This window comes from Azospirillum brasilense (assembly GCF_001315015.1).
In the GTDB taxonomy this organism is placed as follows: Bacteria; Pseudomonadota; Alphaproteobacteria; order Azospirillales; family Azospirillaceae; genus Azospirillum; species Azospirillum brasilense.
On sequence record NZ_CP012914.1, the window covers coordinates 1980477 to 1994327 of the forward strand.

The window sequence follows — 13851 nt, forward strand, 5'->3', positions numbered from 1 at the left end:
TGCGATCAGCATCGGGGCTGAGGATGGCAAAAGCGGTTGCCCGCCGGACGGTACTGGCCTTGGCACTCGCCGGATGGGCGGCGAGCGGCCTGCCGTCGTCCGGCTTTGCCGCGACTGCCGAGTCCACACCCGCCGAGTCCGCGGCCGCTCCGGTGACCGTCAAGGTCGGTGGCTACGAGTTTCCTCCCTACGTCACCGAGTCCGGCGGCGGCGTTACGCAGGCCCTGCTCGACCTGTTGAACGCGGAGCAGAGCGACTTCCGATTCGAGCTGGTCCGCACCTCCCCCCAGCGGCGCTACGAGGACATGGAGCGGGGCCGCTTCGACATGATCGCCTTCGAAAGCCTCGCCTGGGGCTGGAAGGGGCGCCCCGTGGAGGCGTCGCGGGTGTTCCTGCGCGACGCGGAGGTGTTTGTCGCCAAGGCCGGCCCAGGCATGGACCAGGGCTATTTCGACCGGCTGGACGACAAGACGATCCTGGGACGGCTCGGCTATCATTACGCCTTCGCCGGCATGACCGCCGACCCGGAGGTTCTGGAGAAGCGCTTCAACACCCGGCTGACCGTCACGCATGAGGGCAACGTGCGCAGCGTCGCCGCCGGGCGCGCCGCGCTGGCCATCGTCACACGCTCCTTCCTGGCGCAATTCCTGAAGGCCAACCCCGACATGGCGCCGCACCTCCTGGTGTCCGACCGCACCGACCAGATCTACGAGCATACCATCCTGGTCCGCCGCGACGGCCCGGTCGGCATCGGCTGGGTCAACGGCACGCTCGACCGGCTGGAGCGCAGCGGCGTCCTTCCGGCGCTGTGGGTCCGGCAGGGAATCGCCCCGTGACCGAGTTGCGCGCCCTCGCCGATGGTCGGCGCGACCGTTCGCTGCTGACCCGTGTCGGCAGCATCATCCTGGTCACTGCTGCCGCCGTGGGGGTGGTCGCCGTGGCCGTGTCGGCCAACATCGTGGAGCACCAGCAGTTCTCGGCGCTGACCAAGCGGGCGCAGTTGGTCGCCGCCATGCAGACGGACGCGCTGGCCAACCCGATCTGGGAAATCGACGACCGCGCCGTCCGCAACATCATCGATTCGCTGCGCGAGCGCGACCCGGCCATTCTCGCTGTCTCCGTCTTCGAGCCGGGGCACAGCGAGCCGATGGCGGTGTCCGGCAATCCCAGGACCTCCGCCGACTCCACCACCATCGAAAAAATCATCGACCTGCGGGGGCGCGACGGGGTGACCCGGCAGGTGGGGACGCTGCGCCTGCTCTATTCGACGGAGGAGGTCCATCGCAACACGCTGGAGGCGCTGCTGCCGGTGGTCGGGCTGCTCCTGCTGTCCCTGGTCACCGCCATCGCCATCATCAGCGTCATGCTGAACCGCGTCGTGCTCCGCCCGCTGCGGCGGCTGACCCAGGCGACCCAGGCGGTCTCCCGCGGCGATTACGGCGCCCGCCTCGCCACCGAGCGGGAGGACGAGATCGGCGTCCTGACCAAGACTTTCAACCGCATGGCCGAGACGGTCCAGGACTACACCCAGACCCTGGAATCCCGTGTTCAGGAACGGACGGAGGCGCTGGCCGACATCAACCGCCGCATCATGGACAGCATCAACTACGCCCAGTTGATCCAGTCCTCGATCCTGCCGAAGCCGGAGGTGCTGGAGGGCGGGCTGGCCCAGCATTTCGTCCTGTGGCGCCCGCGCGACGTGGTCAGCGGCGATTTCTACTACTACCGCGAGGTCGAGGACGGCTTCCTCATCGGCGTGGCGGACTGCACGGGCCACGGGGTTCCCGGCGCCTTCATGACCATGACCGCCAGCGCGGTGCTGAACAATGTGGTGGACGGCATGGGCGCCGCCGATCCCGCCGCGCTGCTCGCCACGGTGGACGACAAGGTGCGGGCGGCCCTGCACCAAGATGGCGACGCGGCAAGCTGGGAGGGTGGCTTCGACAACGGGTTGGATCTGGCGCTGTGCTACGTCCAGCCGGCGCAGCGGCGGCTCGTCTATGCCGGCGCCCGCCTGCCCCTGGCCGTTGCCGGCCCCGATGGGTTGACCGAGATCCGCGCCGACCGCCGCAGCCTGGGCTACCGCGCGTCCGGCCCCACCCCGGCCTTCACGAACCACAGCCTTGAGCTGCGGCCGGACCAGACCTTCTACATCTGCACCGACGGGTTGACCGACCAGTGCGGTGGGGAGCGCGGGAGGAGCTTCGGCAAGCGCCGGCTGCACGGTGTGGTCGAGGAATGCAGCGCGCTGTCGCTCGACCGGCAGAAGGAATCCATCGAAGCGAGCCTGTCCGGCTTCCAGGGCGACCGTCCGCAGCGCGACGACATCACCATGATCGGCTTCCGCGTTCGGCTGGCCGGCGATCCCTCAGCCCCGACACGGAACACCCTGTGGGAAATCGCGTAACTACCCTTGAGAGGATTGGGTAATAGTGCAGCAAGGGACCATCGCGGGCGGAAGTCGCTCGACCTACCATTCGACTTCATATAGTTTCCGCGCCGGCCCTATGAACAATAAGCACCGGTAACGGGGGAGCAAAGGGGATGGCGGCCGTTACGATCGTTGTCGTCGAGGACGAGGCGTCTCTGCGACGTGACATGATCGAGTACCTGCGCAGTTGCGGCTTCGACGCGATCGGAGCGAAGAATGGACGCGAACTGGACGAGCAGATCGCGTCACGCCCGGTATCCTTGGTTGTTCTGGACGTCAACCTTCCGGGTGAGGACGGGTTCAAGATCGCCACGCGGCTGCGCGAGAATCCCGCCATCGGAATCATCATGGTGACCGCCCGCGGCTCCACCGTGGACCGGGTGGTCGGGCTGGAGTTGGGTGCCGATGCCTATCTGGTGAAGCCCGTCGAGATGCGTGAGTTGGAAGCCCAGGCCAAGGCCCTGCTCCGCCGCCTGGAGACGAGCAACGGCAACGCCACCCCGCCGGCCCCGCAATCCTCCGGCCAACCCGCGATGGACGAGGGCAGCTGGATTCTGGACGCCACGGCTTGGGCGCTGACCAGCCCGGCAGGCGTGCGCGTCAGCCTGACGAGCATGGAGATGAAGCTGGTTTCCCTGCTGGCCGGACAGGCCCGCCAGCCGGCGACTCGCGACCAGATCTCCGTGGCGCTCTACAACCGCCGCTGGAACCCCGACGATCGCTCCATCGACACGGTGGTCGGGCGCCTGCGTCACAAGGTGGAGAACGCGATCGGCGAAACCGCTCCGGTCAAGTCGGTCCACGGTGTTGGTTACGTGTTCTCCGCCCCGGTCCGGGTGATCTGATTCTGTTCAGGCGGATGCGTCGTCCGGAGGCGTGTCCTTCGGGAAGGTCAGGACGAAGCGCGTTCCCTGCCCCGGCGCGCTGTCCACGGAAATCGTCCCCTTCAGCGCACCAACCGCCAGATTGTGCACGATGTGCAGGCCAAGCCCGCTGCCCCCCTCGCCGCGGCGGGTGGTGAAGAACGGATCGAAGATCCGTGGCAGATGGTCCGGCGGAATGCCCCGCCCGTCGTCGGTGTAGACCAGCCGCACGGTGCCGGGTTCCGGCTCGTCCACGGCGATCGACAGGGCCCCACCCTGCCCGTCCGCGCCCTGTGCGTCGACGAAGGCGTGGGTGACGGAGTTCATCACGAAATTGGTCAGGATCTGCGACAGGGCGCCCGGATAGGTGTCCACCACCAGCCCGTCGGGGCAGGACACGGCGATGGTGTGCTTGCCTTGACGGAGCTTCGGCTCCAGGCTGACCAGCGTTTCCTGGATGTAGCGGTTGAGATGCACGACGCGCCGTTCGGCGCTGGCACGATCCACCGCCACCTGCTTGAAGCTGGCGATCAGCTTGGCCGCCCGCTCGCAATTGGTGAGGATCAGCGCCGTCGTGTCCGTGGCCGTGGCGACGTAGCGGGTAAAATCCGCCTTGCTCAATTCCCCCGACTGGGCACGCCCGCGCAGCCGCGCCGTGGCGTCGGACAGATGCGACGCGCAGGACACGGCGATGCCCACCGGCGTATTGATCTCGTGGGCCACCCCGGCCACCAGGGCGCCCAGGGACGCCAGCTTTTCGGCACGGACCATCGCCTCCTGCGCCTCGCGCAGGTCGGACAGCGCGGTTTCCGCCTCCTGCCGGCGGCGCTCCAACTCCTGGTTGGCGGAGCCGAGTTGCGCCTGGAGCCGGTCGCTGACCCGGACCAGCCGGCGCTGTTCACGTGTGCTGCGCTGGAACGCCTCCACCAGCGCCTCGAAGTCGGCGCGCAGTTCGGGCGCAGCAGCGCCCAGCCTCTCCCCCAGAAGGCGGGCCTGCTCGATGGCCTGCTCCTCGGCGGCGAAGAGGTTGAAGGTCATGACGCCCCGTCTGCGGGAATCTGTTTCAGAGTGAAGGCGACATGATGCAGATCCTCGGAGAAATCCTCGCCCAATTCCTGCATGGAATCGTCGTTCTCCTCGTAACACCAGGTGACGGAGATGCTGCGCCCGTCGCTGGCCGCCGTCTCCAGCATCTGGAAGATGTTCATCAGGGCCTTCGCGCTGGAGCTGTTGAAGTACAGCAGCTCCATGTCGAACCGGATGGGATGACCGCCCGCCTCGGCCAGGAAGGCGCGGAGCGCTGCGAAGATCGGCCCGAAGAAGGTCGCCACGTCGTCGGGATAAGACTCGCCGCTGAGACGGAGCACGCCTTGGGCGAAGTCGAAATCGACTTCGGGCGTCCGGCCTGTTGCCGGCAATTTCAAGGGTTCCATGGTCGTCCGGATGTCCACAGCCGCTCTCAGATCCGAGCCTTGAGGCAGAAGAAGCTCTTGCCTTCGTCCATTTCGAGGAAGTCGTACTCGATGGGTTCGCTGGCGCGGCGCGCGATCTCGATCAGCCCGATGTTGGCGCCCCTCGCCCCCTCTTCCGGGGTTTCGCGCAGCTGCTCCCGGTAATAGGTCTTGATCGCGTCCTTGTCCAAGCCCTTCAGATACTCCAGCCGTTCGCGCAGGCGCGGCACATCGTCGTTGTACACGGTGTTGCCGCAGACGATGAAGACCTTCCCGCCTTCCATGCCGATGGTGACCATGCCGGCGCTCAGTTCGACCGGCTTCTCGCGTGCGCCGGTCACCTTTTCGGCGGAGTAACGGATGATGTTCTGCATCTGCTCGACAAAGACGGCGAAGACCCGGCGGACCGTCGGACCGTCGGTGTCTTCCAACGTCATCTTTTCCCGCAGCGCTTCTCCCAGGGAATAGAGTATCCCCTCGGACAGATAGCCACTGAACGAGAAAATGATCCCTTTCTCGTCAAGGTCCCGTTTGATCCCGGCATATTGTTGAGCGAGCATGGTGGAGTCCACGGTTCTTCCGTTGGAGTGCGACGAGGCCGCCTGTTGCGTCCGAACGTTCCGTACCGCATTCCGGAGATCGCGTCGGCCTTGTTATGAACACGTTACATTTCCGTCTGCGGCGCTGGAAGGATTATCACGGCGCAGACCGGCAGTCCGGCGTTGCGGGTTCAGCCTTTTACGGGAAGACGGACGCGGAAGACGCTGCCCTGCCCGACCGTGCTTTCCGCGGTGATCGATCCGCCGTGCAGCAGGATGATCTGCCGCACCGTGTGCAGACCGATTCCCGTTCCCGGCACACCCGCGGATCCGGCTCCCCGGTAATGCCGCTCGAACAGCAGGGGCAACTCGTTCTGCGGGATGCCGCGGCCCTGGTCGGCCACCTCCACCACCGCCGCGCAGCCCTCGGCCCACCCGCTTACCGTCACGCGGCAGTCGCCATCCGAATATTTGAAGGCGTTGTTCAACAGGTTGTTGAAGAGCATTCCCAGCAGGTGCCCGTCGGCCATTACCGTGGGCGGCAGACGGTCGAGATCGAGGCGGAAGTCGCACCCTGGATAGGCGGTGCGGAAGGGTTCGGTCACCGAACGCAGCAGCGCCGGCAGATCGACCTCCGCCCGCTGCACCTTCAGCGTTCCGCCCTGGAGCCTTTCGTCGGTCAGATGCGTGTCGATCAGTCCGGTCAGGCGCTGCACGCTGCTGCGGATGACGCGCAACCGCTCCAGCGATTCCGGAGTTTCCCGCTCCGCCCGCAGGGTCAGCATCTGAGCCGCGCTGTCGATGATGGCCAGCGGGGTGCGGAATTCGTGGCTGACCATGGTGACGAACTGGCGCTGCTGCTCGCGGGCGACCAGCTCCGCCTCCAGCGCACGCTCCACCCGCTCCTTGGCAGCGACCAGAGCGGCCTGGTTGGCGGCCAGTTCGGCCGTCCGCTCGCCGACGCGACGTTCCAGAGACTGATTCAGCGCGACCAGATCCTCATAAAGACACACATTGTCGAAGCCGATGATGACGCGGGCGCAGAAAAGCTCCAGCAGCCGGTGGTCGTCCTCGCGATAAGGCTCGCTCCGCTCCAGGGCGAAGACCGTCGCCCCATGCTCCCGCGTGCGGAAGGCCAGGATGCAGCGGGCGGAGCCGTAACTGCTCTGCTGTGTCTCGAAGGCGGCGATCACCTGGGCGGTCAGATCGGGCTCCAACGCGTCGGAGGCGGGTCGTCCGACGAAACGCGCGAAGCGGCTGGAGCCTGCAACCACCGTGGCCCGCGTCTTGCCATCACCGCGGTCCACCATGCGACAGGCCAGGATAGCGCCGCCGCTGTTGTCCACGACCTTGCTGAGCTGGTCCACCAGCTCCTCCACCAGCGTGCGCATGGAGCGGGTTTCAAACAGCGGGGCTGAGGCGGCGAGGATGCGCTCCAGGCCCTGGCGGTGCCGCTCGATGGTCACGATGTCGCGCCACGCCCGCAATCCGCTGACCAGCGTGGTGAACAGGCGCTGGGCGGTGAGCTCGCTCTTGGCCTTGTAGTCGTTGATGTCGTAAGCGACGACCACGTCCCGCTCCGGCGCCTGCCCCGGCTGGCCGGTGCGCAGGATGATGCGCATGCGGTGGTTGCTCAGATCCTCGCGGATGAAGCGGACCAGACGCAGGCCGGCGTCGTCTGTTTCCATGACCACATCGAGGAGCGCCACCGGAATGTCCGGGCGGGTCAGAAGCAGCGACCGGGCGGCCGCGGCGGACAGGGCGCTGACCACCTCGAACGGCCGGCCTTCGAACTCGAAATCACGCAGCAGCACTTCGGTCATGGTGTGGACCTGGGGATCGTCGTCGACCACCAGCACGGGCCAAGGGTCCGCCGGCCGGGCGTTGGCCGCGGAGTCGTCGGCAAACCCGTCGTCGGGGCCGAACAGCGGCTCGTCGTCCAGACCTTCGTCCATATCCTGGCCCATGGCGTCCTCCACGCACGACCTACCCAAATGGTTCCGCATCACCAGCCGGAAAGGCACCAAAGCGGTACGAGACCTAAGCCCGCCCGTCCAGAGCCGTATCAAATTGTCACAAAACGTGATGTTTTAGAGCCACCTAGCGCGAATTGGAGCCGTTTCTGCCCTTTGATGAATACCCAAGTATTACCGTTATCTTTTATACTCTCCAAGAACGAGGGGGGTTGACCCACGTATGGACATGGACCTCAAGGGCAATCTCAAAAACGGCGACCTCGATGCTGGGGGCTTGGACGGCATGGATCTGAACGATACGAACCCGATCGGCGCATCCGCCGGCCGGTACGCGGCGTTCCGCCGACTCCTGTCGCGCTTCGATCACCGCCCTGGTCCGCCGCAAACCGCCGAGCGGCCGGCCACTGCCCCCGTGCGGGCCATGCTTCTGGGCCTTCTGTCCAGCCGGCGCCGGGCGCACACACGCCGGCTGTGGGCGCGCTGGCTGGAGCCGGTGATGCTGCGCGATCCCGTCCTTCTGTCGGTCGCGGACCCGCTGCCCGGTTGCATTCGCGTCATCGACACCGCCGGCTGGTGGCCGGCTCTGTCGCGGCGCATGGACGACCTGCCGGCCACCGTGCAGACCCGCCTGGAGAACCGGCTGACCGACGGCGCCCTGGACCGGGTCCTCGCCTCGCCAGAGATGGTGGATTGGGCCGAAATCCTGCGGGACCGGTCGCTGGCCGTCCTGGACGCGCTGCGCCCGGACCCCGGCGCGCTCGCCCTGTTCCTTGAGGAAGCCAACACGCATCGCATGCGTGCCGCCAGCACCCTGGCAATCCCCGGTGGCGTTGCCGCGTTGCGTCCCTTGGACGGCACGGACATGGACACGCTGGCCGCCGCGCTGCGTCTGTCCGATGGTTGGCGGACGCTGGGCGGGCGGGCGCCTGACATGGAGATCGACGAATTGCTGGCCTGCGTACGCGGCGCGATGGTCAACGGAAGCGTCCCACCGGAGGCAATGGCCCTCTTTGCGGTGGCCGGTCTTTACACGCGCCGCGACCCCTTGCTCGGCGCGGCCCTTCGGGCGCTGCTGCCCCTGCCGCTGGTCGATGCCGCCGCCGCCTGGCTGACGGCGCATACGGAGGAAACGGAGGGCGGCGTCATAGAGATGTCTCCGTTCGGCGGCGGTCCGGCGCGGGGGGGCGACCGCGGTTTGGGGGACCTGTTCGAGGCCGCGCGGCGTTCCGAGAATGTGCCGTCCGGGGTAATGGGCGCGGCCGGCGGATTGGGCGGACGCTGATGGCTCGGATGGTGACGCGATGAACATGGACACCTTCGCCTTCGCCGTGCTGGTCCTATGCCTGGGCGCCCTCGGCCTTTCCATCGTCTATGAGGCCTCCCGCCTGACCGCCACCGGCAGCCGCAAAGCGCTGGCGCGGCGGAAGCTGGAGGCCCTGGCCGCCGACCTCGCCGCTCTCGTCCGGCAGATCGAGGATGCTCAGGCGGACTGCGCCGCCCGGCAGGAGTCCATCGACCGGCTGGCCGCCGAGCGTGGGCGTCTGACCGGCCTGATCGCGTCGGTGAAGGCGTCCAAGGTCGCTCTGGTGCACGAGATCGGCGACGCGCAGAGCGGCGCCCAGCGCTATGAGAGCGAGTTGCGCACCGCCCCGGATTTCGCCCGCCTCGACCCTCGGCGCATGCTGTTCGCCCGGGTGATCTGGGAGCGCCGGAACATCGCCCGCGTCTGGGCCGATACCCCGGACGCCGCGGCCGCGATGCTTCAGCGCGCCTTCAGCACGCGCAATGGAGTGCTGTCCTCGCGGCCCGAGACGATCCCGTTGATCCCGGCCGGAAACGGGGCCAACGACGGCGCGCGGCCGGTCTCCCCATGACGGCGATCATCCTCTACGCGGCGCTGCTGCTCCTGGCGACAAGCGTGCTGGTGAACCGGATGGGCGAACGCCGTGTCCGCGCGGCGCGCAACGAACTGGCCACCGCCGACAAGGACATCCGGACCATGGAGCAGCGCGTCCAGGAGGCCCGGAAGACGCTGGAGACGACGCGCGGAAAACTGGGCGGCTTGGAGGAGACGCTGATCGAGGCGAACCGGCAGGCCGAGTTGCTGGAGCGGCAACTCGACGTGGTCCAGCAGGCGCCGATGGAACTCTTCCACGTCTTCGACCGGCTGGAGGCCCGGCCCGGAACGATCTGGGAGGTGGTGGTGCGCCGCGCTCCGGATGCGCTCTTCACCAGCGGCGCCATGGCAGCCTCCTGGCGCGACGGGCGGACCTACTTGGTTGTTGCCGCCAACCAGAAGGAGGCGCTGGACCGCGTCGCCCAGCGCTTCCCACGTGTGAACGGTTACGAGATCGGACCGGTCCTGACCTGCCGCCTGTTCCTTCCCAACGCCGCGGAGCGCAAGCGGGCCTGACACGCTCTGTGAGGCACGCCACAGCGCGGGCGGAACACCATGGCTAGAGTGGATCGAACGCCCCTCCCACCCTGGTGACCGCCATGACACGCCGCACCGAACCGCCCCCGCAGCCCCCCTCCCTGTCGCAGCCGATCACCCACGAACGCCCCGCGCCCGGCTTCACGGTTCTGCCCCTGGACGACCGCCGCTGCCCCCGCCGCGAGGTCGCCGTGCTGTGCGAGACCGACAGCGGCCACCGCTGGGACGGGGCTTGACCGGACCGCCCGCATCCCTATATGCCGGTCGCCCTCCCGTGAGGACGACCTCACCACGGCATGCCCATTTCGGGCGTGGGGAGTTCGGCGGGGACGACCCTGCCTCCAATCCATCGGAGGTGTTCCATGTCCTGGGTCATCCTGTTCTTCGCCGGCCTCTTCGAAATCGGCTGGGCCGTCGGCCTGAAGCAGACGGAGGGCTTCACCCGTCCCATTCCCACCGCCCTGACCGTCGCCTCGATGGTCATCAGCCTCGCCCTGCTTGGGATGGCGCTGAAGTCGCTGCCGCTCGGCACCGCCTATGCCGTGTGGACCGGCATCGGGACGGTCGGCACTGTCATCCTGGGCATCGTGCTCTATGGCGAATCCGCCGACATCCTGCGGCTCGGCTGCATCGCGCTGATCGTGGCGGGCATCCTTGGCCTGAAGCTGATCACGCCCTGACCCGTCGCCGGGCCGCGCGCGCGGCGTAGCCGATCCCCCCGGCCACGGCGAGGCCGGCGAGGAAGGCGAAGCCGCGGGCCGCGGTTCCCGTGGTGCTCAGCGACAGGCGCTCCTCCTGGCCGGTGAAGCGCCCGTGCGTGCGGTGCAGGCCCGGAACCGGCTCGAACAGGTTGTCGGGCCGGCCGGGCGCTTCCGTTTCCTCCGTCTCCTGCCCTTCGAAGGCGGTGAAGGCCGCCCGGTAATCGGCGTAGGCGGGAAGGGCCTGCGTTCCAAGGATCGCCTCGGCGGTGGTGAAGCCCAGCCAGTGCTCCCGCTTGGGGTCCGCCGAGGCCTGCACGATGGCGTGGCCGATGTCGTCCGGGTCGAAGATGGCCCCGACCGGCTTGGCCCGGCGTGGCATGTGGCTGCGCGCCCAGTCGAACTGCGGCGTGTTGACGGCGGGCAGATGGACCATGGTCACCCGCAGGCGGCTGCCGTCATGGATCAGTTCCGAGCGCAGGCTGTCGATGAAGCCGCGGATGGCGCTCTTGGCCCCGCAATAGGCGGCCTGGAGCGGGATGGAGCGGTAGGCCAACGCCGACCCGACCTGAAGGATGAGGCCGCGGTCGCGCGGCAGCATGCGGCGCAGCGCCGCCATCGTGCCGTGGACGGAGCCGAGATAGGTCACCTCGGTCACCCGCCGGACTTCCTCGGGTGTCAGGTCGCGGATGCGCCCGAACACCGTCACCATGGCGTTGTTGACCCAGACGTCAATGGGCCCGAGCACCCGCTCGGCCTGCCCGGCGGCGGCCTCCACCGCCTCGGCGTCGGCCACGTCGGCGGGCAGCACCAGCGCCGTGCCGCCGCGCCGCTCGATCTCCGCCGCCACGCCCTCCAGCGCCTCGCGGGAGCGGGCGATCAACCCGACCGCCGCCCCCCACTCCCGCGCAAAGGCAAGCGCCGTCGCCCGCCCGACCCCGGCGGACGCTCCGGTGACGACAACGACGGGCCGATGGCGGTCGGCGATGGGGTTGCTGGACATGGCGGCGGGGCTCCATGGGCTGGGACGGCATCGACGCTGTCCCAACCCACCCGGAGCCCGCCGGTTCCGCCATTACAGTTCCGCGCCGTTCCGCTTACGGCGCCTCGACGATCTCAAAATCGTGGGTGATGGCGGCGGTGGCGCCCAGCATGATCGAGGCGGAGCAGTATTTCTCCGCCGACAGGGCGATGGCGCGCTCAACCTTGGCCGGGTCCAGGCCGCGCCCGGTGACCACGAAATGAACATGGATCTTCGTGAAGACCTTGGGGTCGGTCTCGGCGCGCTCGGCCTCGATCTCGGCCACGCAGTCGGTGATGGCCTGACGGCCCTTCTCCAGGATCATCACCACGTCGAAGCCGGTGCAGCCGCCCATGCCGATCAGCAGCATCTCCATGGGACGGATGCCCAGGTTGCGCCCGCCTGCCTCCGGCGCGCCGTCCATGACCACGGCGTGGCCGCTGCCGGACTCGCCGACGAACATCCGCCCATCAACCCACTTCACCCGCGCCTTCATGGCGGTCTCCCGGTTATTGTTCGTCTTCCAATGGATGGCAGGGCTTGCAGCCGGTCGGCCAGGGTTCCCCCAGATCCTCCACGAAGCAGGTCCAGGACGGGCTTTCCAGCCGGATGCAGGCGCCGCCGGCAAAATTCAGGACCAAGGCGCCCTCCGCCGCCTCGACGGAGAGCAGTTCCAGGATCTGCGCGCGGTCCTTCACGTCGAGGCCGCGCAGCTTCACAGCCCTCACCCCCTCGATCCGCACGCCGCAATTGACGCGCTCGAAGGGGTTCAGGTGGTCGTCGTCAGCGGTCGGACCGGGGCGCCGCCGATCCGCCGTCTCCCACTTGAAGCGGTTGGCCACCAGCACGAAGCGCGACTCTTCGGGCAGGAAGCACATGTCGCCGATCGGCAGGATGGCGTCCTGCAGGCAGGCGGAGACGACTTTCAGATCCTCGGCATCCTGGGCGCGCAGGCGGATCGGCGTGGCGGTCATGAGCTTCCCTTCGCTGTGGACGGCTGAGCTGGCGCAGGACGCCGTCAGTCGTCCTCCGCCCGGATGCGTTCGATGTCCGCGCCGCAAGCCGCCAGCTTGTCCTCCAGCCGCTCGTAGCCGCGGTCGAGGTGGTAGACGCGGTTGACCGTCGTCTCCCCTTCCGCCGCAAGACCGGCCAGGACCAGCGACACCGACGCGCGGAGATCCGTCGCCATAACGGGCGCGCCGGTCAAACGCTCCACACCCCGGACGAGGGCGGAGGAACCGTGCACCGTGATGCGGGCTCCCATGCGGGTCAGCTCGGGCGCGTGCATGAACCGATTCTCAAATATGGTCTCGGTGATCATGCCTGCACCCCTCGCCGTGCACATCAGGGCCATCATCTGGGCCTGAAGGTCGGTGGGGAAGCCGGGATAGGGCTCGGTCATCACGTCCACCCCGACCAGCTCGCCGTTGGCGCGGGACACGCGGATTCCGTTGTCGATCTCGGTGAATTCCACGCCCGCGGGAACCAGGGCCGTCACCGCCGCCTTGATCAGGTCCAGGCGGGTGTTCAGGATGTCCAGCGTGCCGCCGGTCATCGCCGCCGCCATGGCGTAGGTGCCGGTCTCGATGCGGTCCGGCACCACCATGTGGCGGGCGCCGTTCAGCCGGTCCACGCCGACGATGGTCAGCCGGTCGGTGCCGATGCCGGTGATCTTCGCACCCATCTTGACGAGGCATTCGGCGAGGTCGCTGACCTCCGGCTCACGGGCGGCGTTGACCAGCACCGTGGTGCCGCGGGCCAGAGTGGCGGCCATCAGCAGGTTCTCGGTGGCGCCCACCGACACCTTGGGGAAGACATACTCGGCACCGCGCAGGCCGCCCTGCGGCGCCTTGGCGACGATGTAGCCGCCCTCGATGCGGATATCCGCCCCCATGGCCTCCAGGCCCTTGATGTGCAGGTCCACCGGGCGCGCGCCGATGGCGCAGCCGCCGGGCAGCGACACCTTGGCCTCGCCGCAGCGGGCGAGCAGCGGACCGAGCACCAGGACGCTCGCCCGCATCTTGCGGACGAGGTCGTAGGGGGCCGTGGTGTTGGTGATGTCGCGGGCGGTGAACTCCACCACGCGGCCGGCGCAATCCCCGCCCGCCCCGGCCATGTGGATCGCGACGCCGTGCTGGAGCAGCAGGTTGCACAGCGTGTTGATGTCCGCGAGGATCGGCAGGTTGGTGAGCGTCAGCGTCCCGTCGGTGAGGAGCGCCGCGGTCATCAGGGGCAGCGCCGCGTTCTTGGCGCCGCCGACCGTGATCGACCCGTGAAGGGGCTTGCCGCCGCGGATGCGGATCTTGTCCATGAAGCTGTCTTGTCCGGTCAGATGCTGTCGAAAAGGCCGAAGCCCGGCGGATTAGGCCATCTTGCGGGTCCGAGGGTCCGACGGCACGCCCATCGTCGGCGGACTTCTCGGGTCTTACGGGGATTGA

Annotated in this window: 16 protein-coding genes; 8 read left to right on the forward strand and 8 right to left on the reverse strand. The window is 68.0% G+C overall.

Going from position 1 to position 13851, the window contains the following annotated elements:
- Window positions 1-23 precede the first annotated feature (23 nt).
- From AMK58_RS09130 to AMK58_RS09140, 3 genes are all read left to right on the forward strand, one after another.
- A complete protein-coding gene (locus AMK58_RS09130) occupies window positions 24-836 on the forward strand; it encodes a substrate-binding periplasmic protein (protein ID WP_035674071.1) in 813 nt (270 codons plus the stop codon).
- The gene (locus AMK58_RS09135; RefSeq protein ID WP_035674068.1) at window positions 833-2407 is read left to right on the forward strand and encodes a SpoIIE family protein phosphatase; all 1575 of its coding nucleotides are present in this window, start codon (window positions 833-835) and stop codon (window positions 2405-2407) included. Before AMK58_RS09130 ends, AMK58_RS09135 begins: the two co-directional genes overlap by 4 nt.
- A 137-nt stretch (window positions 2408-2544) precedes the next feature.
- Window positions 2545-3276: a response regulator transcription factor gene (locus AMK58_RS09140; protein WP_035674065.1), complete on the forward strand. Its 732-nt coding sequence runs from the start codon at window positions 2545-2547 to the stop codon at window positions 3274-3276.
- 6 nt (window positions 3277-3282) lie between these two features.
- On the opposite strand, the gene AMK58_RS09145 is transcribed toward AMK58_RS09140, so the two are convergent.
- The 4 genes from AMK58_RS09145 to AMK58_RS09160 form a co-directional block, all read right to left on the reverse strand.
- Window positions 3283-4332: a sensor histidine kinase gene (locus AMK58_RS09145; RefSeq protein WP_035674062.1), complete on the reverse strand. Its 1050-nt coding sequence runs from the start codon at window positions 4330-4332 to the stop codon at window positions 3283-3285.
- On the reverse strand, window positions 4329-4727 hold the full coding sequence (locus AMK58_RS09150) for a DUF1987 domain-containing protein (RefSeq protein ID WP_035674131.1): 399 nt from the start codon (window positions 4725-4727) through the stop codon (window positions 4329-4331). Before AMK58_RS09150 ends, AMK58_RS09145 begins: the two co-directional genes overlap by 4 nt.
- A 26-nt stretch (window positions 4728-4753) precedes the next feature.
- Window positions 4754-5317, reverse strand: coding sequence for a SiaB family protein kinase (locus tag AMK58_RS09155; RefSeq protein ID WP_035674059.1), 564 nt, complete (start codon window positions 5315-5317; stop codon window positions 4754-4756).
- 158 nt (window positions 5318-5475) lie between these two features.
- Window positions 5476-7251: an ATP-binding response regulator gene (locus tag AMK58_RS09160; RefSeq protein WP_035674056.1), complete on the reverse strand. Its 1776-nt coding sequence runs from the start codon at window positions 7249-7251 to the stop codon at window positions 5476-5478.
- A gap of 229 nt (window positions 7252-7480) precedes the next feature.
- Here AMK58_RS09160 and AMK58_RS30360 point away from each other — a divergent pair, with 229 nt between their 5' ends.
- The 5 genes from AMK58_RS30360 to sugE all read left to right on the forward strand — a co-directional run bounded on the left by AMK58_RS30360 (window position 7481) and on the right by sugE (window position 10374).
- Complete coding sequence (locus tag AMK58_RS30360; protein ID WP_059398824.1) at window positions 7481-8542, forward strand: hypothetical protein; 1062 nt, start codon at window positions 7481-7483, stop codon at window positions 8540-8542.
- A gap of 19 nt (window positions 8543-8561) precedes the next feature.
- Window positions 8562-9134 (forward strand): hypothetical protein, encoded by a 573-nt coding sequence (locus tag AMK58_RS09170; RefSeq protein WP_035674051.1) that lies wholly within the window; start codon window positions 8562-8564, stop codon window positions 9132-9134.
- On the forward strand, window positions 9131-9673 hold the full coding sequence (locus AMK58_RS09175; RefSeq protein WP_035674049.1) for a hypothetical protein: 543 nt from the start codon (window positions 9131-9133) through the stop codon (window positions 9671-9673). Before AMK58_RS09170 ends, AMK58_RS09175 begins: the two co-directional genes overlap by 4 nt.
- An 83-nt stretch (window positions 9674-9756) precedes the next feature.
- A complete protein-coding gene (locus AMK58_RS09180; protein ID WP_155903454.1) occupies window positions 9757-9930 on the forward strand; it encodes a hypothetical protein in 174 nt (57 codons plus the stop codon).
- 126 nt (window positions 9931-10056) lie between these two features.
- Window positions 10057-10374: a quaternary ammonium compound efflux SMR transporter SugE gene (gene sugE / locus AMK58_RS09185; protein WP_035674043.1), complete on the forward strand. Its 318-nt coding sequence runs from the start codon at window positions 10057-10059 to the stop codon at window positions 10372-10374.
- Here sugE and AMK58_RS09190 read toward each other — a convergent pair.
- The 4 genes from AMK58_RS09190 to murA form a co-directional block, all read right to left on the reverse strand.
- Window positions 10364-11395, reverse strand: coding sequence for an SDR family oxidoreductase (locus AMK58_RS09190; protein ID WP_059398825.1), 1032 nt, complete (start codon window positions 11393-11395; stop codon window positions 10364-10366). The genes sugE and AMK58_RS09190 overlap by 11 nt on opposite strands.
- Before the next feature lie 94 nt (window positions 11396-11489).
- Window positions 11490-11909 (reverse strand): OsmC family protein, encoded by a 420-nt coding sequence (locus tag AMK58_RS09195; protein ID WP_035674032.1) that lies wholly within the window; start codon window positions 11907-11909, stop codon window positions 11490-11492.
- A 13-nt stretch (window positions 11910-11922) separates the two neighbouring features.
- Window positions 11923-12387 carry a DUF2948 family protein gene (locus AMK58_RS09200; RefSeq protein WP_035674029.1) on the reverse strand — a complete coding sequence of 155 codons (465 nt, stop codon included), beginning with the start codon at window positions 12385-12387 and terminating at the stop codon, window positions 11923-11925.
- A gap of 44 nt (window positions 12388-12431) precedes the next feature.
- On the reverse strand, window positions 12432-13724 hold the full coding sequence (gene murA / locus AMK58_RS09205; RefSeq protein WP_035674026.1) for a UDP-N-acetylglucosamine 1-carboxyvinyltransferase: 1293 nt from the start codon (window positions 13722-13724) through the stop codon (window positions 12432-12434).
- Between the last annotated feature and the right edge of the window lie 127 nt (window positions 13725-13851).